Source organism: Cellulosimicrobium funkei (assembly GCF_001019615.1).
Lineage (GTDB): Bacteria > Actinomycetota > Actinomycetes > Actinomycetales > Cellulomonadaceae > Cellulosimicrobium > Cellulosimicrobium cellulans_E.
Window position 1 is genome coordinate 123,680 of the sequence record NZ_JNBQ01000004.1, and the last position, 21,585, is coordinate 145,264.

Annotated in this window: 20 protein-coding genes; 13 read left to right on the plus strand and 7 right to left on the minus strand. The window is 73.5% G+C overall.

What is annotated here, in order from left to right:
* The first annotated feature begins 14 nt into the window (after positions 1-14).
* On the plus strand, positions 15-1,202 hold the full coding sequence (gene glf, locus FB00_RS06700) for a UDP-galactopyranose mutase (protein WP_047232113.1): 1,188 nt from the start codon (positions 15-17) through the stop codon (positions 1,200-1,202).
* A gap of 68 nt (positions 1,203-1,270) precedes the next feature.
* On the opposite strand, the gene FB00_RS06705 is transcribed toward glf, so the two are convergent.
* Positions 1,271-2,068 (minus strand): TIGR03089 family protein, encoded by a 798-nt coding sequence (locus tag FB00_RS06705; protein ID WP_047232114.1) that lies wholly within the window; start codon positions 2,066-2,068, stop codon positions 1,271-1,273.
* A 179-nt stretch (positions 2,069-2,247) separates the two neighbouring features.
* On the opposite strand from FB00_RS06705, the gene FB00_RS06710 reads away from it, so the two are divergent.
* From FB00_RS06710 to FB00_RS20995, 3 genes are all read left to right on the plus strand, one after another.
* On the plus strand, positions 2,248-2,577 hold the full coding sequence (locus FB00_RS06710; protein ID WP_082141085.1) for a WhiB family transcriptional regulator: 330 nt from the start codon (positions 2,248-2,250) through the stop codon (positions 2,575-2,577).
* 131 nt (positions 2,578-2,708) lie between these two features.
* A complete protein-coding gene (locus FB00_RS06715; protein ID WP_052877504.1) occupies positions 2,709-6,074 on the plus strand; it encodes a glycosyltransferase in 3,366 nt (1,121 codons plus the stop codon).
* Between the two features lie 4 nt (positions 6,075-6,078).
* On the plus strand, positions 6,079-7,845 hold the full coding sequence (locus FB00_RS20995; RefSeq protein ID WP_052877505.1) for a DUF5719 family protein: 1,767 nt from the start codon (positions 6,079-6,081) through the stop codon (positions 7,843-7,845).
* A gap of 14 nt (positions 7,846-7,859) precedes the next feature.
* Here FB00_RS20995 and FB00_RS23075 read toward each other — a convergent pair whose 3' ends face one another.
* Positions 7,860-8,438, minus strand: a complete 579-nt coding sequence (locus FB00_RS23075) for a metallopeptidase family protein (protein WP_082141074.1) — start codon at positions 8,436-8,438, stop codon at positions 7,860-7,862.
* Positions 8,439-8,550: 112 nt separating this feature from the next.
* Between FB00_RS23075 and FB00_RS06730 the strand changes: the two genes are divergently transcribed.
* Positions 8,551-8,904 carry a DUF3499 domain-containing protein gene (locus FB00_RS06730; RefSeq protein WP_047232115.1) on the plus strand — a complete coding sequence of 118 codons (354 nt, stop codon included), beginning with the start codon at positions 8,551-8,553 and terminating at the stop codon, positions 8,902-8,904.
* Between the two features lie 4 nt (positions 8,905-8,908).
* Here FB00_RS06730 and FB00_RS06735 read toward each other — a convergent pair whose 3' ends face one another.
* On the minus strand, positions 8,909-9,526 hold the full coding sequence (locus FB00_RS06735; RefSeq protein ID WP_047232116.1) for a dTDP-4-dehydrorhamnose 3,5-epimerase family protein: 618 nt from the start codon (positions 9,524-9,526) through the stop codon (positions 8,909-8,911).
* A 37-nt stretch (positions 9,527-9,563) separates the two neighbouring features.
* Here FB00_RS06735 and rfbD point away from each other — a divergent pair, with 37 nt between their 5' ends.
* The gene (gene rfbD / locus FB00_RS06740; RefSeq protein ID WP_047232202.1) at positions 9,564-10,466 is read left to right on the plus strand and encodes a dTDP-4-dehydrorhamnose reductase; all 903 of its coding nucleotides are present in this window, start codon (positions 9,564-9,566) and stop codon (positions 10,464-10,466) included.
* Here the strand turns inward: rfbD and rfbA are convergent.
* Positions 10,439-11,302 carry a glucose-1-phosphate thymidylyltransferase RfbA gene (gene rfbA, locus FB00_RS06745; protein ID WP_047232117.1) on the minus strand — a complete coding sequence of 288 codons (864 nt, stop codon included), beginning with the start codon at positions 11,300-11,302 and terminating at the stop codon, positions 10,439-10,441. The two genes, rfbD and rfbA, sit on opposite strands and share 28 nt — an antisense overlap.
* A 123-nt stretch (positions 11,303-11,425) precedes the next feature.
* Between rfbA and rfbB the strand changes: the two genes are divergently transcribed.
* From rfbB to FB00_RS06765, 4 genes are all read left to right on the plus strand, one after another.
* Positions 11,426-12,421 carry a dTDP-glucose 4,6-dehydratase gene (gene rfbB / locus FB00_RS06750; RefSeq protein WP_047232118.1) on the plus strand — a complete coding sequence of 332 codons (996 nt, stop codon included), beginning with the start codon at positions 11,426-11,428 and terminating at the stop codon, positions 12,419-12,421.
* Positions 12,422-12,475: 54 nt separating this feature from the next.
* On the plus strand, positions 12,476-13,948 hold the full coding sequence (locus FB00_RS06755; RefSeq protein WP_047232119.1) for a phosphomannomutase/phosphoglucomutase: 1,473 nt from the start codon (positions 12,476-12,478) through the stop codon (positions 13,946-13,948).
* A complete protein-coding gene (locus FB00_RS06760; RefSeq protein WP_047232120.1) occupies positions 13,945-14,133 on the plus strand; it encodes a Trm112 family protein in 189 nt (62 codons plus the stop codon). Before FB00_RS06755 ends, FB00_RS06760 begins: the two co-directional genes overlap by 4 nt.
* A gap of 88 nt (positions 14,134-14,221) precedes the next feature.
* Positions 14,222-14,920: a phosphocholine cytidylyltransferase family protein gene (locus FB00_RS06765; RefSeq protein WP_260665667.1), complete on the plus strand. Its 699-nt coding sequence runs from the start codon at positions 14,222-14,224 to the stop codon at positions 14,918-14,920.
* Positions 14,921-14,988: 68 nt separating this feature from the next.
* Here FB00_RS06765 and FB00_RS06770 read toward each other — a convergent pair whose 3' ends face one another.
* Genes FB00_RS06770 through FB00_RS06780 form a run of 3 tightly spaced genes read right to left on the minus strand, consistent with a single transcriptional unit; the run spans position 14,989 to position 17,789 of the window.
* Positions 14,989-15,918, minus strand: coding sequence for a glycosyltransferase family 2 protein (locus FB00_RS06770; protein ID WP_047232121.1), 930 nt, complete (start codon positions 15,916-15,918; stop codon positions 14,989-14,991).
* A 50-nt stretch (positions 15,919-15,968) separates the two neighbouring features.
* Positions 15,969-16,202 carry a DUF6752 domain-containing protein gene (locus FB00_RS06775; RefSeq protein ID WP_047232122.1) on the minus strand — a complete coding sequence of 78 codons (234 nt, stop codon included), beginning with the start codon at positions 16,200-16,202 and terminating at the stop codon, positions 15,969-15,971.
* 12 nt (positions 16,203-16,214) lie between these two features.
* Positions 16,215-17,789 (minus strand): methyltransferase domain-containing protein, encoded by a 1,575-nt coding sequence (locus FB00_RS06780; protein ID WP_047232123.1) that lies wholly within the window; start codon positions 17,787-17,789, stop codon positions 16,215-16,217.
* Positions 17,790-18,059: 270 nt separating this feature from the next.
* Between FB00_RS06780 and FB00_RS06785 the strand changes: the two genes are divergently transcribed.
* The 3 genes from FB00_RS06785 (at position 18,060) to FB00_RS06795 (ending at position 21,562) form a co-directional block, all read left to right on the plus strand.
* Entirely contained in the window at positions 18,060-19,913 is a 1,854-nt protein-coding gene (locus tag FB00_RS06785) for a glycosyltransferase (RefSeq protein ID WP_052877506.1), read from the plus strand.
* Positions 19,914-19,991: 78 nt separating this feature from the next.
* Positions 19,992-20,810: an ABC transporter permease gene (locus FB00_RS06790; RefSeq protein WP_231581751.1), complete on the plus strand. Its 819-nt coding sequence runs from the start codon at positions 19,992-19,994 to the stop codon at positions 20,808-20,810.
* Positions 20,810-21,562 carry an ABC transporter ATP-binding protein gene (locus FB00_RS06795; RefSeq protein ID WP_172819983.1) on the plus strand — a complete coding sequence of 251 codons (753 nt, stop codon included), beginning with the start codon at positions 20,810-20,812 and terminating at the stop codon, positions 21,560-21,562. Before FB00_RS06790 ends, FB00_RS06795 begins: the two co-directional genes overlap by 1 nt.
* Positions 21,563-21,585: the final 23 nt, after the last annotated feature.

Sequence of the window (21,585 nt, forward strand, 5' to 3'; positions counted from 1 at the left end):
GACTAGGAGTGTGTGTGGACGCGGATCTTGTCGTCGTGGGATCGGGCTTCTTCGGCCTGACCGTCGCTGAGCGGATCGCCGAGGAGTACGGCCGGAAGGTCCTCGTGATCGACCGCAGGCCGCACATCGGCGGCAACGCGTTCAGCGAGGCCGAGAAGACGACGGGGATCGAGGTGCACCGCTACGGGGCGCACCTCTTCCACACGTCGAACGAGCGGGTGTGGGAGTACGTCAACCGGTTCACCGCGTTCACGAGCTACGTCCACCGCGTGTACACCACGCACCGGGGCGAGGTCTTCCCGATGCCCATCAACCTCGGGACGATCAACCAGTTCTTCCGGTCCGCGCACGGCCCCGACGCCGCGCGCGAGCTCGTCAAGGAGCTCTCCGCCGAGCTCGGGGACAAGAAGCCGGAGAACCTCGACGAGCAGGGCGTCTCGCTCATCGGTCGCCCGCTGTACGAGGCGTTCATCCGCGAGTACACCGCCAAGCAGTGGCAGACCGACCCGCGTGAGCTGCCGGCGTCGATCATCTCCCGCCTGCCCGTGCGCTACACGTACGACAACCGGTACTTCAACGACGCGCACGAGGGTCTGCCCGTCGACGGGTACACCGCGTGGCTCGAGCGGATGGCGGACCACCCGAACATCGAGGTCCGCCTCGGGGTCGACTTCTTCGACGAGTCGCAGCCGGTGAGCAAGGGCAACGTCGTGGGGAACGTCCCGGTCGTGTACACGGGGCCGGTCGACCGCTACTTCGACTACGCCGAGGGCGACCTGTCGTGGCGCACGCTCGACTTCGAGGAGGAGGTGCTCCCGGTCGGCGACTTCCAGGGGACCTCCGTGATGAACTACGCCGACGCGGACGTGCCCTACACCCGCATCCACGAGTTCCGGCACTTCCACCCGGAGCGGGACTACCCGACGGACAAGACCGTCATCATGCGCGAGTTCTCGCGGTTCGCCGAGCGCGCCGACGAGCCGTACTACCCCGTGAACACGGCGGCCGACCGTGAGCGACTCCTCAAGTACCGCGACCTCGCCGCGGCGGAGCAGGACGTGCTCTTCGGTGGGCGCCTGGGCACGTACAAGTACCTCGACATGCACATGGCGATCGGTGCCGCGCTCTCGATGGTGGACAACAAGCTCGCCCCGCACTTCGGTCGGGGCACCGCGATCGAGAGCGGCGGCGTCGACGCCTGACCTCCCACGTCGCCCGCGCGACGCCCGCGTCCGGTGGCGCGCACCCGCAGGGGTGCGCGCCACCGGCGTCAGGAGACCGTGATCCGCTCGGTGGCGACCAGCCGCGCCAGCGCGTCCTCGTCCACGGCCAGCGCCTGAGCGCGGCCGGGGGAGAGCTGTACGACGGACCCGTCGTCGGCCAGGACGGCGAGCACCGTGCGGAGCGCCTCCTCGAGGGAGGTTCCGCCTCGTGCCAGGACGCGGGCGCCCGTGGACGCGCCCTCCGGGGACGGAGAGTCCGGGACCAGGTCCGCGTGCGAGGCGACGGTCCCGGCGGCGCTCTCGAGCGCGGCCGCCCCGCGGTCCGGCTCCGGAGCCCAGCCGACCTGGTCCCCGTACGTCATGACGGCGGACGCGGCGTCGACGGCGCCGGCCGGGAGGTCGCCGTCGAAGCGACGTGCCAGCGCGGGGAGCGCGACGGCCACGAGCTCGGCGCGAGTGCCGGTCCAGCGGTCGGGGCGGGTCGTCACGACGACGTCCGGTCGCGTGCCGTCCGTCCCCGTCGTACCGTCGTCCTCAGCGGGCGCGAGCACGACCGTGGTTCCGACGCGCCATGCGGCGAGCGCCCAGACGACGGTGCGCCAATGCACGGGAAGGTCGAGAACGACGCGCGTGCCGGGGCCGGCGTCGAATTCTTCGACGAGAAGGTTGGTCGTCTTGTTGACCCAGTTCTCGAGCACGGCGCCGGAGAGCTCGACGCGTTCGCCGTCGTCGCCGTACCACGTGAGCCGCGGCCGGCCCGGGTCTCGGGTGACGAGACGTAGCAGGTCAGAGACGTGCGCCGGGCGCTCGGCGTGAGGTCCGGAGGGATGGGGAGCGGTCACCATGGACACCACCCTAGAGTGCTGGTATCCGCTCCCGACATGTCGGAATTTCACCCCTCGCCTCCTCCTCGCTATCACATTTCGGCTTGACGCCTGAGGACGACACGCGTGTAATTTCTTCAATGCAGTTTCCGGCGGGGTTCTCGCCACGAGGCCCGGCGAACGGCATGAAGGGGCGCACGATGTGGAACATGCTGGACGGGACGGGAGGGGTCTTCCCCTCCGACGCTGAACGAGAGGTGGAGCGCGTGGCACCGGTGCTGCCGCTCTTCGGTGAGCCGGTCGACGACTCGCTCATGGGGTGGCAGGAGCGGGCGCTCTGCGCCCAGACGGACCCGGAGGCCTTCTTCCCGGAGAAGGGCGGGTCCACGCGCGAGGCCAAGAAGGTCTGCACGGGCTGCGAGGTCCGCGCGGAGTGCCTGGAGTACGCGCTCGAGAACGACGAGCGGTTCGGCATCTGGGGCGGTCTCTCGGAGCGCGAGCGCCGCAAGCTCAAGCGCCGCGTCGTCTGACGACGAGCGCACCGCGGGCGGTTCCTCGTACGGGTCGCCGAGCCGCACCGTGACGGGGTCACGACACCCCGCCACACCGGGGCGCGCAAATGCCGCGCCCGGAGCCGTGTCCGTCGCATGATCGACGCGACATGACTTCCTCCGACCTCACCACGTCCGCGCGCAGCGCCCGCCCCGGCGATCTCACGCCGGGGGCGGCCGCGCGTGCTGCTGCCGTGCCGGGCGTCATCGCGGCACCCGAGATCGTCGCCGCCGTCACCGGGGCGCTGCCCGTCGTCACGACCGTCACGGCCGTGGTCGTCACGCGCGGGAGCACGCCGTTCCTCGCGCACACGATGGCCGCGCTGCGGGCCCAGACGACGAGCCCGCACGGGGTCGTCGTCGTCGACGCCGCCACCGGCGACGCGACGCGCGAGCACCAGGGCCTCCAGCTGGGGGATGCGCGGTTCGTCGCGGCCCCGCGGGCCCGCTCGTTCGGGGACGCGGTCGACACCGCGCTCGCGCACGTCGAGCCGGGCACGTGGCTCTGGTTGCTCCACGACGACTCGGCGCCCGCGCCGGACGCGCTCGCCGAGCTCCTGCGCGCGGTCGAGCACTCGACCGCGGTCGCAGTGGCGGGGCCCAAGCAGGAGCGGTGGACGGTGGGCACGGGGAGCGGTCCCGCCGCGCCGTTCGAGCCGGGCACGGCGAGCCGCCTCGTCGAGGTCGGCGTCACGACGACGCCGCTGGGCCGGCGCATGACGGGGATCGACGACGACGAGATCGACCAGGGTCAGCACGACGCGCGCGACGACGTGCTCGCCGTCGGGCTCGCGGGCGCGCTCGTGCGCCGCACGGTGTGGCAGGAGCTCGGTGGGACCGACCCCGAGTACGGGCCGTTCGGCGACGGACTCGACCTGTGCCGCCGGGCACGGCTCGCCGGGCATCGCGTGATCGTCGTGCCGTCGGCGGTGGTGCGGCACGCGCAGGCGTCGCTCCTCGGGCTGCGGGACCGGCGGCGCGGCGCGACCACGCTCCCCGCGCCCGACCCCGACTCCTCGTCCGCCGCCCGGCGCCGGTCGCAGCTCCACGCGCGGCTCGTGGGTGTGGCGGCGCCCTGGCTGCCGTTCGTCGCTCTGGCGATGGTGCTGGGCGCGCCGTTCCACGCCGCGTACCGGCTGCTCGTCAAGCAGCCCGGCCACGCGCGGGACGAGCTGCTCGCCCCGCTGTGGGCGCTCGTGCGGGTCGGGCCCGTGTGGCGCGCGCGGCGCGCCGCCCGGCGCACCCGAAGACTCCCGCGTCGTGCCCTGCGCCCCTTGCGGGGCACGTGGCGCGAGGTCCTCGCCGAGCGCCGCGACCGTCGTCTGGCCCGGGCGGAGCAGCGGCGCACCGCGTGGGCCCCGACCGACATCGAGCGACGGGAGCTGCGCGCCCTCGCCCTGCGGCGACGAGCGGGGCTCGCGGCGACGGTCGTGGTCCTCGGGGTCTACACCGCCGTCGTGTTCGGCCCGCTCGCGGGGGCGCTGCTCGCCGGCGGGCGCCTCGTCGGCGGCTCGCTGCTCCCCGCGACGGGGACGCTCGGCGACGTCTGGCGCGCCGCCACGACCGGGTGGGTCACGACCGGCCTCGGCGCGCCGGCGCCGGCCGACCCCTACGTCACGGCGCTCGTCCCCGCCTCCCTGCTCGCGGGGGGCGCGACGCAGACCGCCGTGAACCTGCTGGTGCCGGCGTGCTTCGTCGCGGCGGGGCTGGGCGCCTGGTTCGCCGCGGGCGCCCTCGTCCGCTCGGTCCCGGCGCGTGCCTGGGCCACGCTCGTGTGGGTGGCCGCGCCGGCGCTGCTCACCGCCGTCGGTGCGGGCCGGGTGGGCGCGGTGCTCGTGCACGCCACCCTGCCGTGGCTCGCGCTCGCGATCGTCCGCGCCCTCGGGCTCCAGCGCGTCGACGCGGTCGCGCCGGCCACGCCCGACGCCGCGCGTCCTGCCCCACGGCGCGAGCCGGGGTCGCTCGCCGCGGCCGCGACCGCCGGCCTGCTCTTCGCCGTCGTCGTCGCCGGCTCGCCCGTGCTCCTCCCGGTCGGCGTGCTCGTGCTCGTGGTGGCCGCGGTCGGGGTCCCCGCGCACCGCCGCTACCTCGCGCTCGTGCCCGTCCCCGCCGTCGTGCTCTTCGCGCCGTTCCTCGTGCACGTGGTGAGGACCGCGGGGGACGGCGGGTGGCGGCTCCTTCTCGCCGACCCCGGCGCGCCCGTCGCTGCCACGGCCGCGCCGCCGTGGCAGCAGCTCTTCGGCCTGCCGGTGACGCCGGACGCATGGTTCGGCCTCGACGGCTCGGGCGCCGTCGACCTGCTCGCGCGGTGGGCGCCGTTCGCGGCCGGCGCGGTGGTCGTGGCGCTCGCCGCCGTGGCCGTGCTCCGCGGCCGTCGCCTCGCCGTCGGCGCGTGGTTCGTCGCGGCGATCGGCCTCGCGACAGCCGTCCTCGCCGGCTCGACGGTCGTCGCGGCCGGGACGACGCCGGACGCTCCGGTGACCGGCTGGCCCGGGGCGGGCATCTCGCTCGCGCTGCTCGCGCTCCTCGGTGCCGCTCTCGTCGGGGCGCCGCGGCTGCCCGACGGCGGCGCCCCGCCCTGGCGGTCGGGCGCCGTCGTCGCGCTCGGTCTCGTCGTGACGCTGCTCCCGCTGGGCGCCGCGGCGTCGTGGACGGCGGGCGTGCTCGACCGGGACGACGCGCGGGTCGGCGCGGTCCGCGCGACGACCCAGCCCGTCGTCCCGCCGGTCGGTCGACAGATGCAGTCCTCCCCGCGCCAGGCCCGGGTCCTCAGCCTCGAGCTCGCTCCGGGCGGGGTCGTCGAGTACGCGGCCCTGCGCTCGGACGGGCCGCAGGCCGTCGACTCCTCGGTCGTCGTGGAGGCGTGGCGGGCCGCGGACCCCGGCGCGACCGAGGGCGAGCTGCCCCGGCTCGTCGCCGACCTCGTCTCCGGGACGTCCGCCGACGTGGCCGACGGCCTCGGGCGCCTCGGCGTGGGCGCGGTGCTCCTGCCGGCGTCGGCCGAGCAGGACCAGGCGCGCGCGGAGCTCGTGGCACGGCTCGACACGGTGCCCGGGCTCGAGCGCATGACGGAGGGCCAGGCGGGACTGGTGTGGCGCGTGGCGCCTGAGCGGGTCGACCCCGCCTACGCGCGGGTCGAGTCGTCCGCGGGGACGCAGCCGCTCGACGCCGACCGTGAGGCGCTCCGACCGGTCGACACGGCCGTGCCGGCGGGGTCCGAGGACCGTGTCGTCGTGCTCGCGGAGGACGCCTCCTCCGGGTGGCGGGCGACGCTCGACGGCCGCCCCCTGGAGGTCGTCGACCCGTCGACCACCGGCGGGCTCCAGGCGTTCGCCCTCGGTGCCGCCGACGGGCACCTCGAGGTGTACCACGCGGCGGACCACCGGTCGGGCTGGATGACGGTGGCAGGGGTGACCCTGCTCGTGTACGTGCTGCTCGCGGTGCCGGTACGGCGTCGGCGGGCGGGGACGAGGTAGCGCGGTGACGACGCAGGACGAGACGGGTCAGGGCCAGGCGGCCCCCGACGAGGCGGGCGCCGGGACGTCCCGCGGCAGACGGCGCGGGGTGGTGCGGCGCGTCACGACGACGGGCGCCGGCCTGGTCGGGATGCTGGCGGCCGGTGCCGTGGCCGCGTTCGGGAGCACGGGCGCGACGCTCGTCCCCGCGGCGCCGGCCCCGGTCGACGCGGTCGAGCAGGTCGCGGTCGAGCCGGGCCCGGAGGTCACGGTCTGCCCAGGCCCCGCGCGGCTCACCGACCCGGAGACGGTCGGCGACGCGCAGTTCGGCCCGGCGCCGGTGGGCACCGAGAGCAGTCTGCGCGCCGTCGTGGAGGGCGACGGGTCGGCCGAGCTCGGCGCGTTCGACGGCACGGCCGCGCGCGCCGACGCCCGGACGCTCGAGCGCGCCCCCGACGCGGACGCGACGGTGAGCACCGTCGAGGACCCCGCCGCGGGGACCGTCCTGACCGTCCGCCCGGGCGAGGGCGCCGGGCCGCGGGTCGCGGCGTCGGTCGGGTCGGTGACGACCGCCGGCGACCTGCGCGGCCTCGCCGCGGCGAGCTGCGCACGGCCGGGCATCAGCCAGTGGCTCGTGGGCGGGAGCACCCAGATCGGCAGCAGCACCCAGCTCGTGCTCCAGAACCCCGGCCTCACGCCGGCGGTCGTGCAGGTCGACGTCTGGGGCCAGGGTGGCGCGGCGGTGCTCTCCGGGGGCGGGCAGCAGCTCGTGGGCCCGGGCGAGGAGGTCGTGACCCTCGTCGAGGCCGCCGCCCCCGAGCAGCGGCGCCTCGTCGTGCACGTCTCGGCGACGGGCGGGCTCGTCTCCGCGTACCTCCAGCACTCCACGCTCGACGGGCTGGTCCCGCTCGGCGTCGACTACGTCGTGCCGGGCGCGGAGCCGGCGCACGACCTGGCCCTCTCCGGCGTCGCGAGCGCCGGCGAGGCGGTCGACGACCCGCACGCCCCGCAGCTGCGCCTCCTCGCCCCGGGCGACGCGGCCGGGACCGCGCGCGTGACCGTCTTCGGCGCGGACGGGCCCGTGCCACTGCGCGGCGTGGAGGACGTCGCCCTCACGCCCGGGGTCGTCACCGACGTCTCGCTCGGCGGTCTCCCCGCCGGGTCGTACGCCGTGGCCGTGCACGCGGACGTCCCCGTCGTCGCGGGGGCGTCGGTCGACCGGCGCGGCGAGGCGGACCCCGACCTGCTGCACGAGGAGCGTCAGTACGACCGGGCGTGGGTCGCGGCCCGTGCGCTGGCGCCCGCCACGAGCGCCCCCGCGGGCGGGGACGCGCCCGTCGACGAGGACGGCGCGCGGGCCGGTCAGGTCGCGCTCGTCCCCGGGACGTCGTCGGCGCTCACGCTCGCGGCGGTCCCGACGACGGAGGCGGCCGAGGACGGCGACGACGCGGACAGACGCCTCGAGCTCCGCGTCCGCGCCTACGACGAGGACGGCGCCGAGGCCGGGACGACGACCGTGACGCTCGCCTCCGGCACGGCCCAGACGCTCGACCCGTCCACGCTGCGGGCCGAGGGCTCGGAGGCGGTGGTCGCGGCCGTGACGGTCGACGTCGTCGGTCCGCGCGGGGACCTGGACCCGGTCTGGTCGGTCACGGCGAGCGCGGGTCCGCCGAGCGGTGACGACGGCGACGAGACGCCGAGCCTGCTGTCGGTCCTGCTGCCCGTCGTCGACGCGCCCGCACCCGGCGAGGTCGCGGTCCGCGCGTCGGACACCGCGGGGCTCGGGGACTAGGGACCTGCGCCGGCTCAGCGGTCGCCGGTGTACCGGGGGTCGATCTCCTCCGGGGTCCGCGCGAGCAGGTGCGCGACCTGCTCGACGAGCACGTCGCGGACGAGGTCCTCCAGGTCCTCGGCGTCGAACGCGCGCGCCTCGACCGGGCGCCGGTAGACGACGACGCGTGCGGGCTGTCCCGACTCCGCGGGGAAGCACCGGCCGAGCGGCACGCCGCCGTCCTCCCAGGGTGCCGGGTCGGAGGGCGGGACGTCCTCCACCGCGAACTCCGTCCCGCGCAGCTGCTTGGCCCATGAGCGCTCGACCCGCTCGACGACGTCGACGACGACGTCGTCGAACTTCTCCGCCCGGGTGCGGCTCGCAGGTGCGGTGGGGGGCAGGAGCGGCCCGCGGATCCCGCGACCACGGCGGTCGCGGCGTCGCGGCACCGGCCCGTGGCCGCCCGGGCCCGGTGCACGGGGCGGGATGACGAGCTCGTCGAACGAGACCGGGGGCGGGGCTGCGGCGCCACGCCGCGACCAGCGGTCGCGGGCTCGGCGCCCTGTGCCGGCGGGCTCTGGCCGCGAGCCGGGAGAGGGAGTGTTGCCACGCACACGACGACTGTAGCCCGCCGACGCCCGGCGCAGCGCGCCCACCTGCGGCGCCACGGGGTCCGGACGGCGTGTGCCGACCCCACGACACGCCCGGAGGGCGTAAGGTCAGCGCGTGAGATCCGTCAGGCAGTGCTCGCGCACGGCGTGCGTCCGTGCCGCCGTCGCGACCCTCACCTACGTCTACGCCGACTCCACGGCGGTCCTGGGCCCGCTCGCGCACCTCGCCGAGCCGCACAGCTACGACCTGTGCGCCGAGCACGCGGAGCGCCTCACCGCGCCGCGCGGCTGGGAGGTCGTGCGCCTCTCGCCGCAGTTCGTCGAGACCGGCCCGAGCGACGACGACCTGTCGGCGCTCGCGGACGCGGTGCGCGAGGCGGGCAAGGTCCGGACGGAGCCCGAGCCGCCGGACGTCACCGAGGTCGGACGACGCGGCCACCTGCGCGTGCTGCGCGCCGAGGGCGACTGACCCGTCAGGCCCTGAGCGTGCGCACGAACGCGTCGACCTCGTCGGCGCGGGGGAGCGCACCGGCCTCGAGCGCGGCCCGGAGCGACGGGGCCGCGGCGTCCTTCGCGGAGAACGACGGGACGAGCGCGCGCCCGTGCGGCCCGGTCGTCGGCCAGTCGATCGCCAGGTCCGGGTCGGTCGGGTCCACGCCGTGCTCACGCTCGGGCGCGTAGCCGCTCGAGCAGAGGTAGACGACGGTCGACCCGTCCTCGAGCGCCATGAACGCGTGCCCCACGCCTTCCGGGAGGAAGACGGCGCGGCGCTCGTGCGCGTCGAGGGTCACCGCGTCCCAGCGTCCGAACGCCGGGGAACCGACCCGCAGGTCCACGACGACGTCGAGCACGGACCCCGCGACGCACGTCACGTACTTCGCCTGACCGGGCGGGACGTCGGCGTAGTGCACGCCGCGGACCACTCCGGCGGCCGACACGGAGGCGTTCGCCTGCGCCAGGCCGAGGTCGCGTCCGGTCGCCTCGCGCAGGGCCGAGGCCGTGAACCACTCGAGGAAGACCCCGCGCTCGTCGGCGTGCTGGCGCGGCGTGAGCTCCCACGCGCCGGGGACGGTCAGCTCACGGGCGTTCATGCTGCTCCTCGGTAGGGTGCGTGCGGAGGTGGTCGCGGTGCGATGGACGGTCACGGGTGCCGGAGGGATGCTCGGCACGGACCTCGTCGCCCTGCTGCGCTCGCGCGGCGAGGACGTGCGAGCGCTCGACCGTGCGGGGCTGGACGTCACCGACGCCGCGGCGGTCGACGCCGCGGTGCGGGGGGCGGACGTGGTCGTCAACGCCGCCGCGTACACCGCGGTCGACGCGGCGGAGGACGACGAGGCACGAGCGTTCGCCGTGAACGCGGTGGGGGCGCAGCACGTGGCCCGGGCCGCGGCCCGGCACGGGTCCCGGCTCGTCCACGTCTCGACCGACTACGTGTTCGACGGCGGGGTGAGCGGCACGGACGCGAGGCCCTACGCCGAGGACGCCGCGCTCGCGCCGCGCTCCGCGTACGGGCGCTCCAAGGCGTCCGGGGAGTGGGCGGTGCGGTCCGTGCACCCCGGCGCCCTGGTCGTCCGCACCGCGTGGCTCTATGGCGCGCACGGCGCGTGCTTCCCCCGCACGATCGCGCGCCTCGTGCGCGAACGCGGATCGGTCGACGTCGTCGACGACCAGGTCGGTCAGCCGACGTGGACCGTGGACCTCGCCGACCTCGTGGTGCGTCTCGTCGGCGCGGGAGCGCCCGGCGGCGCCTACCACGGGACGGCCCAGGGCCAGGCGTCGTGGTGGGAGGTCGCACGGGAGGTGGTCGTGACCGCGGGGCTCGACCCGGGGAGCGTCCGGCCGACGTCGAGCGCGGCCTTCGCCCGGCCTGCGCCTCGTCCCGCGTGGTCCGTCCTGGGCCACGACGCGCTGCGCCGCCTCGGGGTGGAGCCGGTCGGGGACTGGCGCGCGCGGTGGCGTGCCGCCGCCCCGCGCGTCCTCGCCGGGCTCGAGGACGCCGGCGCTCACGTGTCGAGCAGCGACAGCAGGTAGGTGCCGTAGCGCGACGGCGCGAGCGCGGTCGCCCGCTCGCGCAGCTCCTCGTCCGAGAGGAACCCGCGTCGCCACGCGACCTCCTCCGGCGCTCCGATCTTCAGCCCCTGCCGGTTCTCGATCGTGCGGACGAAGTCGCTCGCGTCGAGCAGCGAGTCGACCGTCCCGGTGTCGAGCCAGGCCGTCCCGCGCGGCAGGACCTCGACCTGGAGCCGTCCCTCGCGCAGGTAGTGCAGGTTGACGTCGGTGATCTCGTACTCGCCGCGCGCCGACGGCCGGAGCGAGCGCGCGACGTCGACCACGTCCGCCGAGTAGAAGTAGAGGCCGGGGACCGCGTAGCTGCTCCGAGGCCGGGCCGGCTTCTCCTCGATGCTCAGCGCGCGCCCGGACCCGTCGAACTCGACCACGCCGTACGCCGTCGGGTCGGCGACGCGGTAGGCGAACACGGCGCCGCCGTCGATCCCCGCGAAGCGCTGGAGCCGGTCCCCGAGACCCGGCCCGTAGAAGATGTTGTCGCCGAGGACGAGCGCCGCCGAGTCGCCGTCGAGGAAGTCGGCCCCGAGCACGAAGGCCTGGGCGAGGCCGTTCGGCTCGGCCTGCACGGCGTAGGAGATCGAGACGCCGAGCTGCGACCCGTCCCCCAGCAGCCGGTGGAACGCCGCCGCGTCGTGCGGGGTCGTGATGACCAGCACGTCGCGGATGCCGGCGAGCAGGAGCGTCGACAGCGGGTAGTAGACCATCGGCTTGTCGTAGACGGGCAGCAGCTGCTTGCTCACCCCGAGCGTGATCGGGTGCAGGCGCGTGCCCGCGCCACCTGCCAGGACGATCCCCTTCATCCCGGCAGGCTCTCACGAGCAGGAGGGGCGGGGGAGGGTGAAATGCCGTGCGACGCGCCGGTGCGCGCGGACCTCCGTCGCTAGACTCGCGGGCGGCAGGGGAACGGGTCGAGGAGGTCGTCGGTGCGGGTGCTCGTGACCGGCGGGGCCGGCTTCATCGGGGCGAACTTCGTGCGACGCACGGTCGAGACGCGGCCCGACGTCGACGTCGTCGTGCTCGACGCCCTCACCTACGCGGGCGACGAGCGGTCGCTGGACCCCGTGCGCGACAGGGTGGCGCTGGAGGTCGGCGACGTGGCCGACGCCGCGGTCGTGGACCGGCTCGTCGCGTCGACGGACCTCGTGGTGCACTTCGCCGCCGAGTCGCACAACGACAACTCGCTCGCCGACCCGGCACCGTTCGTCCGGACCAACGTCGTCGGGACGTTCACCCTCCTCGAGGCCGTGCGCCGCCACGGGGTCCGGCTGCACCACGTCTCGACCGACGAGGTCTACGGGGACCTCGAGCTCGACGACCCGGGCCGCTTCACCGAGTCCACGCCGTACGACCCGTCCTCGCCCTACTCGTCGACCAAGGCGTCGAGCGACCTGCTCGTGCGCGCGTGGGTGCGCTCGTTCGGCGTGCGCGCGACGATCTCCAACTGCTCCAACAACTACGGCCCGTACCAGCACGTGGAGAAGTTCATCCCGCGGCAGATCACCAACCTCCTCGACGGTGGTCGGCCCAAGGTGTACGGCGCGGGCCAGAACGTCCGGGACTGGATCCACGTGGACGACCACAACGACGCCGTGTGGGCGATCGTCGAGCGAGGTGTCGTCGGCGAGACGTACCTCGTCGGGGCGGACGGCGAGCGGTCCAACCTCGACGTCGTGGGTGACCTGCTCGAGATCTTCGGGCGCGACCGCGCCGACTACGACCTCGTCGCCGACCGAGCCGGGCACGACCTGCGCTACGCGATCGACGCCACGCGGCTGCGCACCGAGCTCGGCTGGGCGCCGCGCTACACGTCGTTCGCCGAGGGGATCGCCCGCACGGTCGACTGGTACCGCGACAACGAGGCGTGGTGGCGCCCCGCGAAGGCGCGCACCGAGGCGCGGTACGCGGCCGGCGGGCAGTAGCGGGCGCGCCGCCGACCGGCGGCGACGGACGCGGGCGCCGATAGGCTGGGGCGCGTGACGACCGACCTCTCCCACCTCATCAAGGCGTACGACGTCCGCGGCACCGTCCCGGACCAGCTGAACCCCCAGGTGGCGAAGGCCATCGGTGCCGCGTTCGCCCGGACGGTGGTCCTGCCCGAGGCGAGCGGCGGTGCCGACGACGCGCCGGGCCGGGCGAGCGTCGTCGTCGGGCACGACATGCGCGACTCCGGGCCCGAGCTCGTGGACGCGTTCGCCGCCGGACTCACGGAGGCCGGGGTCGACGTCGTGCGGATCGGCCTGTGCTCCACGGACGGGCTCTACCACGCGTCCGGCGCGCTGGGCGTACCGGGCGCCATGTTCACGGCGAGCCACAACCCGGCCGTCTACAACGGGATCAAGCTGTGCCGCGCGGGGGCGCGCCCGGTGGGTCAGGACTCGGGGCTCGCGGAGGTCCGCCGGCTCGCGGAGGGGTATCTCGACGACGGCCTCCCGGCCGCCGCGGACGAGCCGGGATCGGTCACGGACCGCGACACGCTCGCCGACTACGCGATGTTCCTGCGCTCGCTCGTCGACCTGTCGGGGATCCGGCCGCTCAAGGTCGTGGTCGACGCCGGGAACGGGATGGGGGGCCACACCGTGCCGGCCGTCCTGGGCACCGGCGCGGGCCTGCCCGCGCTGCCGCTCGACGTCGTGCCGCTGTACTTCGAGCTCGACGGCACGTTCCCGAACCACGAGGCGAACCCGCTCGACCCGAAGAACCTGCTCGACCTCCAGGCCGCCGTCGTGGAGCACGACGCCGACCTGGGGCTCGCGTTCGACGGTGACGCCGACCGCTGCTTCGTCGTCGACGAGCACGGCGACCCGGTGTCGCCGTCGGCGATCACGGCGCTCGTCGGGCTGCGCGAGGTCGCCAAGGAGGTCGAGGCGGGGCGCACGCCGACCGTGATCCACAACCTCATCACCTCGCGCGCCGTCCCCGACTTCCTCGGTGCCGCGGGGGCCCGGACCGTGCGCACGCGCGTCGGGCACTCGTTCATCAAGGCGCAGATGGCCGAGAACGACGCCGTGTTCGGCGGCGAGCACAGCGCGCACTACTACTTCCGCGACTTCTTCTTCGCGGACACGGGGATGCTCGCGGCGATGCACGTGCTCGCCGCGCTCGGGTCGCAGCCGCACCCGCTGTCGGCGCTGGGGGAGATGTACGAGCCGTACGTCGCCTCGGGGGAGATCAACTCGACCGTGGCCGACGTGCCCGCTGCCCGTGCGCGCGTCGTCGAGGCCTACGTGACGCAGCAGGGCGGTGGTCCGGTCGAGGTCGACGAGCTCGACGGGCTGACCGTCTCGCACTGGGACTCCCACCCGCAGTGGTGGTTCAACCTCCGCGCGTCGAACACCGAGCCGCTGCTGCGGCTCAACGTCGAGGCGGCCGACGAGGACATCATGGAGAAGGTGCGCGACGACGTCCTGTCGCTCGTGCGCACCCACGACGACGAGGAGCGAGCATGAGCCTGCAGATCGACCCCTGGGTGCGCGAGGCCCTGCGCTGTCCCGTGACCGGCGCCCGCCTCGTGGACGGCACCGGCCCGTCCGGAGAGCCGGAGCTGCACTCCACGGATACCGACCGCCCGCTCGCGTACCCGGTGCGCGACGGCATCCCGGTCCTGCTGGAGGACGACGCGCGCGAGCTGTGACGCGGCCGGACAGGAGGGGCGCAGTCGGTAGAGTCGGTCCGGTGCTCCGCTCGTCGGCGAGCCGGAGCGAGAGACGAAAGGACACACCGTGAGCAACGCGCCCCAGGTCGTCATCCTGGCCGCCGGGATGGGGACCCGCCTCGGGCGGCCGTTCCCCAAGCCGCTGACCGAGCTCAAGGACGGGCGCACGATCCTCGCCCAGCAGCTGGGCAACGTCCGCGGCGCCTTCGGCCGCGACGTCCAGGTGCTCGTCGTCGTCGGGTTCAAGCTCGAGCAGATCCTCGAGGCGGCACCCGACGTGACGTTCGCGTACAACGAGATCTACGACCAGACGAACACGTCCAAGAGCCTGCTCAAGGCGCTGCGCGTGACCGGCGACCGCGGGGTCCTGTGGATGAACGGCGACGTCGTCTTCGACCCGCGCGTCCTCGAGCGGCTCAAGCCGTACATCGAGTCGGGGCAGTCGTTCGTCAGCGTCAACACGGCGGCGGTCGGTGACGAGGAGGTCAAGTACACCGTCGACGCCGACGGGCGGATCGACGAGCTCTCGAAGACCGTCCAGGGAGCGCTCGGTGAGGCGGTCGGCATCAACTTCGTCGCCCCGGCCGACAAGGCCGCGCTCGTGGCGCGGCTCGCCGAGGTCGGCGACCAGGACTACTTCGAGCGGGGCATCGAGGTCGCGATCGAGAAGGACGGGCTCCAGGTGGTCCCCGTCGACGTCTCCGACCTGTACGCCGTCGAGGTGGACTTCGCCGAGGACCTCGAGCGGGCGAACGAGTTTCTCTGAGAGGACCGTCCCAGGACGCGCGAAGGGCCGGGCTCCGCACGGGAGACCGGCCCTTCGTCCGCTCGGCGTCAGCTCGCGCTCGGCGCCTTCGGCGACGTCCGGGGGAACTGGGGCTGCGGGTTGAAGCGGATGCCGGCGAGGAGCTGCCGGACCATCTGGACCTGGAGGCTGCGGGAGACCCCGCCCTGGCGCATCTTGCCGACCACGTTCTTCACGTAGGTGATCCACGAGAGCTTGCCCTCGTAGTGCCAGCGGTACGACGACTGGTTGCGGGCGCCGTACTTGAACTTCCAGACGTTCTGCGCGGTGATCTGGCCGTAGTTGACGCCCTTGTTGTCGCCCATGTCGTGCACGACGTAGCTGTCGAGCACCTGGATGCCGGGACGCGTGCGGCCCGACAGGCGCTTCGTGTACTCCTTGTCGTCGTACCAGATGAAGTACTCGGCCAGGGGCAGCCCGTGCTCCTCGACCGTCCACCGGGGCAGCAGGACGGAGACGAACGTGCACTCGCGGACCTTGACCGCGTTGAGTCCCTGCACCAGGTAGCGGGGCCAGTCCCAGGTGGTCACGGCCTCGTTCATCTCGCACAGCTGACCGTCGACGAACTTGACGACGGAGCAGGCGAAGGGCACGCGGTCGTGGACGTGCTCCTCGACCGCACGGTGCTCGTCGAGGAGCCGCTCGAGCGCGTCCGGCTCCGGGTAGCAGTCGTCGTCCATGATCCAGAAGAAGTCCGCCCCGAGCTCGTGGGCGCGGCGCAGGCCGGCGGCGAACCCGCCGGCCCCCCCGACGTTCTTCGGCAGCGACAGGACGTGGATGTCCTCGTCGTCCGCGATGGTGCGCAGGTAGTCGCCCGTGCCGTCCGTGGAGTCGTTGTCGACGAGCAGGATCGTCTGCGGGGGGACGCTCGACGCGCGGATCGCGGCGATGCCTTTCTTGAGCTTCTCGAGACGGTTGAACGTCACGACGACTGCTGCCACGTGGGGGGTCTGGGTCATGGGGGTGCTCGCTGTTCCGTCGAGGTGGGGGCCGGGGCGGCGCGGGTCGGTCAGTCCACCGACCGAGGCGCGGCGAGCCGCGCCTCGACGATGTCGGTCAGCTCGGCGATGCGGACGTTGTCCCGGCGGCACTCGTCGATCTCCGCGCGCAGGTCGCGCACGTCCTCGCGCAGCTGCGCCAGCTCCTCGAGCACCTGCGCGTGGTTCGGCAGCGGCTTGCCCCGCAGGCGTGCCATGAGGGAAGGCGCCACGCGGTCGCCGACGGCGATGATCTTCTGCTTCATGTCGTCCTCGTCTCAGCTCTGGGCTGCGGTGGTCAGGTAGGTGAGCACGGGTCGCCGGACGTCGTCGCGTGCGGTCCCGCGCAGGGGCGTCGTCCCGTCGAGGGAAAGCCCCAGAGGGGCGAGCTCCTGCTCGATCTCCTCGAGCGTCAGGTGCCAGGTCGTCGGGTCGCGGAACGTCACCTCGGGGTCCGGCACCGTGTCGACGACGAGCGCCACGACGCTCCCGGCTCGTGCGTACTGGCGCAGGGTACGCCAGACGGTGGCCCTGCCGTGGTGCCCGAGACGCTCCAGCAGGTGGTTGGCGAGCACGTGGACACGGCCCTCCTCCTCGGCGAGGAGGGCGATCACGTCCGCGGCCTCGCGGAAGTCGATGAGGTTGCGACGCAGCCACGTGACCCGCTCCGCCTCGGCGGCGTCGGTGAGGCCGCGGGCGCGCAGCAGCGCGGACTCGGCGTAGTCGACGCCGACGACCCGACGACCGTGCGCGGCCAGGTGCCGTGCCGCCGCACCGGCTCCGCAGCCCAGGTCGACCACCACGTCGCCGTCGTCCGTGCGGGCGAGCAGGGCGTCCGCACCGCGCAGGTCCGTGCCGCTCCCGCTCGTCGGGTCGTAGAGGTAGCGGTCCTCCCAGAAGTCGCGCTGGAAGTTGTACGAGCCGAACCAGTTGCGGAAGCGTCGGGCCGTCGCGCGCGGGGTCCGGAGCTTGTAGCCCGGGAGCGGCGTGCGCCAGTTCTCGTCGTAGTTGACGACGAGCCAGTCCTCCGGGACGGCCGGTGCCGGGTACGAGCGACCCTCGAGCGTGACGGTCGAGAACGGCAGCATCGAGTCCTGGCGCATCGGCCCGCGCACGTGGAACGGCTGGTTGATCTGGCCGTCCGGCGTGAAGAACGCCGTGAAGATGTCGATGTAGCCGTCGACGAGACCGTCGTCGCGGCGGAACGTGATCTGCAGGTGCGCGTTGCTGTGCCGGACGATCTCGTACCCCCGCGACGTGAGGTCGGCCGCGATCCGGGCGTTCTCCAGGGAGAGGTCCGCGGGGTGGCTCAGCTCCGACAGGTAGGCGAGGTCGGCGTCGTCGTCGTGCGGCAGGATGTGGCCCGAGCGGACGGCGCCGAGCAGCGTGCCGCCGACCACGAAGGGCCGCAGGCCGAGCGCGTGCAGGAGATCGACGAGCACGTCCAGGCGGTCGAGCAGACGCTGCTGCAAGCCCTCGTCCGCACCGTCGAACGTCTTGCCCAGCCGCCCCCACTTGTTGAGCGCGACGTGGCGTCCCAGGGCGTCCACGACCTCGACGGGCCGCTCGCTCCTGCCGAACCGGACGGAGGTGCTCCACAGGACGTCCCCGGTCGTCGAGTCGGCGACGTCGATGCGCGCCGTGCCGTCGAGGAACGGCGTGATCGGTGCGGGCCACGGGTGGTCGAGACGCTCGCGGACCGCGTCGTCCGAGACGAGGTCGATCGACCACACCCGGTGACCGTTGAGGAGGACGTCCAGGGAGGAGACATGGTCCGGGACGCGTGCGGGGAGGCGAAGGCGGGTGCGGCTCGCGCGCAGCTCGCGGGACGTCGTGGCGGGACGACGCGGCATGGGGGCCCTTCGGATCGGGGTCTCGAGGAGTGCCGCGGGAGCGGGTGGACCGCCCCGAGGCCGACCCGAGTTTACGCCAGCGTCGTCCGGCGGACGCGTCACCGACGCGTTCGTGAACGCGATCTGCACATTCTGTGAACCAGGCCGATTTCGCCCGTCCCGAGCGGTCGGGCCGGTAGCCTGTGCCATCGGGCCGACGCGCCGCCCCAGCGGGCGCTGCGCACGTCTTCGGCCGTCCGGATCTTCGACCCATCCTGCGAGGCGCCCACCGTGATCACCGTCCAGCACGTCGTCTACCCCACGGACCTGGACAAGCTCCCGCTGTACGTCGAGAGCCCCCGTGGAGCGACGTCGTCGATCGACGTCGTGTCGCGTCGCACGGCTCGTCTCGTCGCCGGGAGCGACGTGTCGTTCGCCTCGTACTTCAACGCCTTCCCCCTGATGCACTGGGCGGCGAACACCGCGGTGAAGACCGTGACGCTGGAGATCGAGCTCGCGGGACGTGGGCAGGTACGCCTCGTGCGGACAGACGCGCGCGGGCACGCCACGCGGCTCGAGGCCGTCCGGTTCGACGGAGAGCAGACCGTCCGGCTGGACGTGGCCACGGCGGGCTCGGCCGACGGCGGCTGGTGCTGGTTCGAGATCACGGCGTCCACGGACGTCGAGATCGGTCCAGGACGATGGGAGGTCGACGGTCCCTCGGCGGACGGCACGGTGACGGTGGCCGTGACCACCTTCAACAAGCCCGACTACTGCGTGCGGACGCTGCGCGCGCTCGGTTCCGACGAGGACGTGCGGCAGGTGCTGGATCGCGTCGTGGTCGTGGACCAGGGCACCCAGAAGGTCGCGGCGGAGCCGGGCTTCGAGGAGGCGCGCGAAGGCCTCGGGGACCGCCTGAAGATCGTGGACCAGCCCAACCTCGGCGGCTCGGGCGGCTTCTCGCGCGGCATGCTCGAGGCGGTCGCGCTCGGCTCCACGCACGTCATGCTCCTCGACGACGACGTCGCGGTCGAGCCGGAGAGCATCTTCCGCGCCGTGCGCTTCGCGGACGCCTGCTCGCGGCCCACCATCGTCGGCGGACACATGTTCGACATGTACCGCCCCACCAACCTGCACGCGGTGAGCGAGATCGTGCAGCAGTCCAACTTCATGTGGGGCCCCGCGGACCCCGACCACCGTCTCGTGGACTTCTCGGACGAGTCGCTGCGCGCGACGCGCTGGCTGCACCGCAGGCCGCGCGCCGACTACAACGGCTGGTGGATGTGCCTGATCCCGACGGCGGTCGTCCGTGAGATCGGGCTGTCGATGCCGTACTTCATCAAGTGGGACGACGCGGAGTACGGGCTGCGCGCCAAGGCGGCCGGCGTCCCGACGGTCTCGCTCCCGGGCGTCGCGCTGTGGCACATCACGTGGCAGGACAAGGACGACGCGATCGACTGGCAGGCGTACTTCCACGCCCGCAACCGCGTGGTCTCGGGGCTGATCCACTCGGGCGAGGAGCACGGCGGCGCGCTGCTCGCGGACAGCAGCCGGCTCAACCTCAAGCACCTCCTCTCGATGCAGTACTACGCCGTGACGCTCCGCAACGCGGCCCTCCGCGACGTGCTGAAGGGCCCGGGCGAGCTCCACGCGACGATGGGGACGCGGCTCGGCGAGCTGCGGGCGCTGGCCAAGGAGTTCGGCGAGGCCAGGAGCTACACCGTCGACGCCCCGGCCCCCGTGCCGGCCCGCAAGGACGTGCCGCCCACCGCCCGCAAGCACGGTCCCCGAGGTGCGGCGCTCGCGGTCTTCACGCTGCGCTCCGTCGCACGCCAGCTCCTCGTCCCCGTGCGCCCCGAGAAGCGGAGCCGCCCCGACGCCCAGCTCGAGCGGGGCCAGGGGGTCTGGTGGGAGCTTCCGCGGTACGACAGCGTGCTCGTCCTGGCCGGCGAGGACCGCACGGGGAACTGGTACGTGCGAGACCGCAAGGCTTTCGTCGCGCTCTGGCGGGAGTCGCTCGCGCTGCACCGCGAGCTCAAGCGGCGCTGGCCCGAGGTGCAGAAGGCGTACCGCGACCAGGCGTCGGCGCTCGTCGCCCCCTCGGCATGGCGCGCGACGATCGGGATCACCGATGGCGACGACTGACCGTCCGTCCGCGGGTTCCCGCGACGGTAGGGTGTGCGACGGCCTCGGGTGCGAGGCGTCCAGCGCGTGGAGGAACAAGTGAGTGATACAGGCGTCGTCGCGGCCGTGAACAGGCCGATGGCGCTGTGGAAGGCCCGTTCCGTCCTGGGCCTCCTGGTCCGGCGTGACCTCAAGGTCCGGTACGCGGACTCGCTGCTCGGGTACTTCTGGTCGATCCTCGACCCGTTGCTCATGGCGGCCGTCTACTGGTTCGTCTTCACCAAGATCTTCCCGCGCTCGGTCGGGGAAGAGCCCTACATCATCTTCCTGCTGGCCGCGCTGCTGCCCTGGACCTGGTTCCAGAACTGCGTGGGCGACAGCGCGAACTCGCTCCAGCACGACTCCCGCCTGGTGCGGTCGACCCGGCTTCCCCGTGAGGTCTGGCCGTTGCGCGTGGTGATGTCGAAGACCGTGGAGTTCGGGTTCTCGATGCCGGTGCTCGCGGTGTTCCTCCTCATCTTCCAGCCGGAGATCAACGGCCACATCTGGCTCTTCCCCGTGGCGATCCTCATGCAGCTCGTCCTGCTCGCCGGGGTCGGTCTCCTCCTGGCGCCGCTGCAGGTGCTCCTGCGCGACATCGAGCCGCTCATCCGGGTCGCGATGCGCGTGCTCTTCTACGCGTCGCCCGTGCTGTACGGGATCCAGGACGTCTACAACGCGAACATCCCGCAGCTCCTCAAGACGCTCTACCTGCTCAACCCCATGAGCGGGATCATCACGGCGTTCCGGGCGGGGTTCTTCCCCGACGCCGTGCACTGGGACGCGATCGCGATCGCCGGCGGGGTCTCGGTGTTCACCCTCGTGCTCGGCTGGATCGTCTTCGCGCGGACCGAGCGTTCCATGCTGAAGGAGCTGTGATGGCAGCGACCACGTTCTCCGGGCTGCCCGACCCCATCATCTCGGTGAAGGACGTCGGCGTGCAGTTCGACCGCGGCCGCCGCAGCGCGGGCCTGCGGCAGATGATCCTGCGCCGTGACAAGGGACCGGCCCGCGACTCGTTCTGGGCTCTGCGCAACGTCTCGTTCGACGTCTCGCCGGGCGAGGCGATCGGCGTGATCGGTCGGAACGGGCAGGGCAAGTCGACCCTCCTCAAGGTCGTGACGGGCGTCCTCCTCCCCGACGAGGGCCGGGCGACGGTCAAGGCCGACGTGTCCCCGCTCATCGAGATCACGGGAGGGTTCGTCCCCGACCTCACGGGCCGGGAGAACATCTACCTCGCCGCGGGCCTGCACGGGATGTCGAAGAAGGAGATCGACGAGCGCTTCGACGAGATCGTCGACTTCGCCGAGATCCACAAGTTCCTCGACTCGCCGTACCGGCACTACTCCTCGGGGATGCAGGTCCGTCTCGCGTTCTCCGTGGTCTCGCAGCTCGACGGCCCCATCCTGCTCGTGGACGAGGTCCTGGCGGTCGGGGACAAGGCGTTCCGCGACAAGTGCTACCAGCGGATCGGCGAGCTGCTCTCCGCCGGGCGCACCCTGTTCCTCGTCTCGCACAACAACGACGACCTGCGGAGGTTCTGCACCCGCGGGCTCTACCTGCGCGGTGGTGAGCTGCGCGCCGACGGGCCGCTCGACGACGTCCTGGAGCAGTACGCGCGGGAGCACTGACACCGCGACCGGAACGATGTCGT

Coding starts and splice junctions, on each gene's coding strand:
- FB00_RS06705 (WP_047232114.1), bottom strand. CDS start 2,068: ATGGTGACCGCTCCCCATCCCTCCGGACCTCACGCCGAGCGCCCGGCG.
- FB00_RS06710 (WP_082141085.1), top strand. CDS start 2,248: ATGTGGAACATGCTGGACGGGACGGGAGGGGTCTTCCCCTCCGACGCT.
- FB00_RS06715 (WP_052877504.1), top strand. CDS start 2,709: ATGACTTCCTCCGACCTCACCACGTCCGCGCGCAGCGCCCGCCCCGGC.
- FB00_RS06735 (WP_047232116.1), bottom strand. CDS start 9,526: ATGAACGCCCGTGAGCTGACCGTCCCCGGCGCGTGGGAGCTCACGCCG.
- rfbA (WP_047232117.1), bottom strand. CDS start 11,302: ATGAAGGGGATCGTCCTGGCAGGTGGCGCGGGCACGCGCCTGCACCCG.
- FB00_RS06760 (WP_047232120.1), top strand. CDS start 13,945: ATGAGCCTGCAGATCGACCCCTGGGTGCGCGAGGCCCTGCGCTGTCCC.
- FB00_RS06770 (WP_047232121.1), bottom strand. CDS start 15,918: ATGACCCAGACCCCCCACGTGGCAGCAGTCGTCGTGACGTTCAACCGT.
- FB00_RS06775 (WP_047232122.1), bottom strand. CDS start 16,202: ATGAAGCAGAAGATCATCGCCGTCGGCGACCGCGTGGCGCCTTCCCTC.
- FB00_RS06780 (WP_047232123.1), bottom strand. CDS start 17,789: ATGCCGCGTCGTCCCGCCACGACGTCCCGCGAGCTGCGCGCGAGCCGC.
- FB00_RS06795 (WP_172819983.1), top strand. CDS start 20,810: ATGGCAGCGACCACGTTCTCCGGGCTGCCCGACCCCATCATCTCGGTG.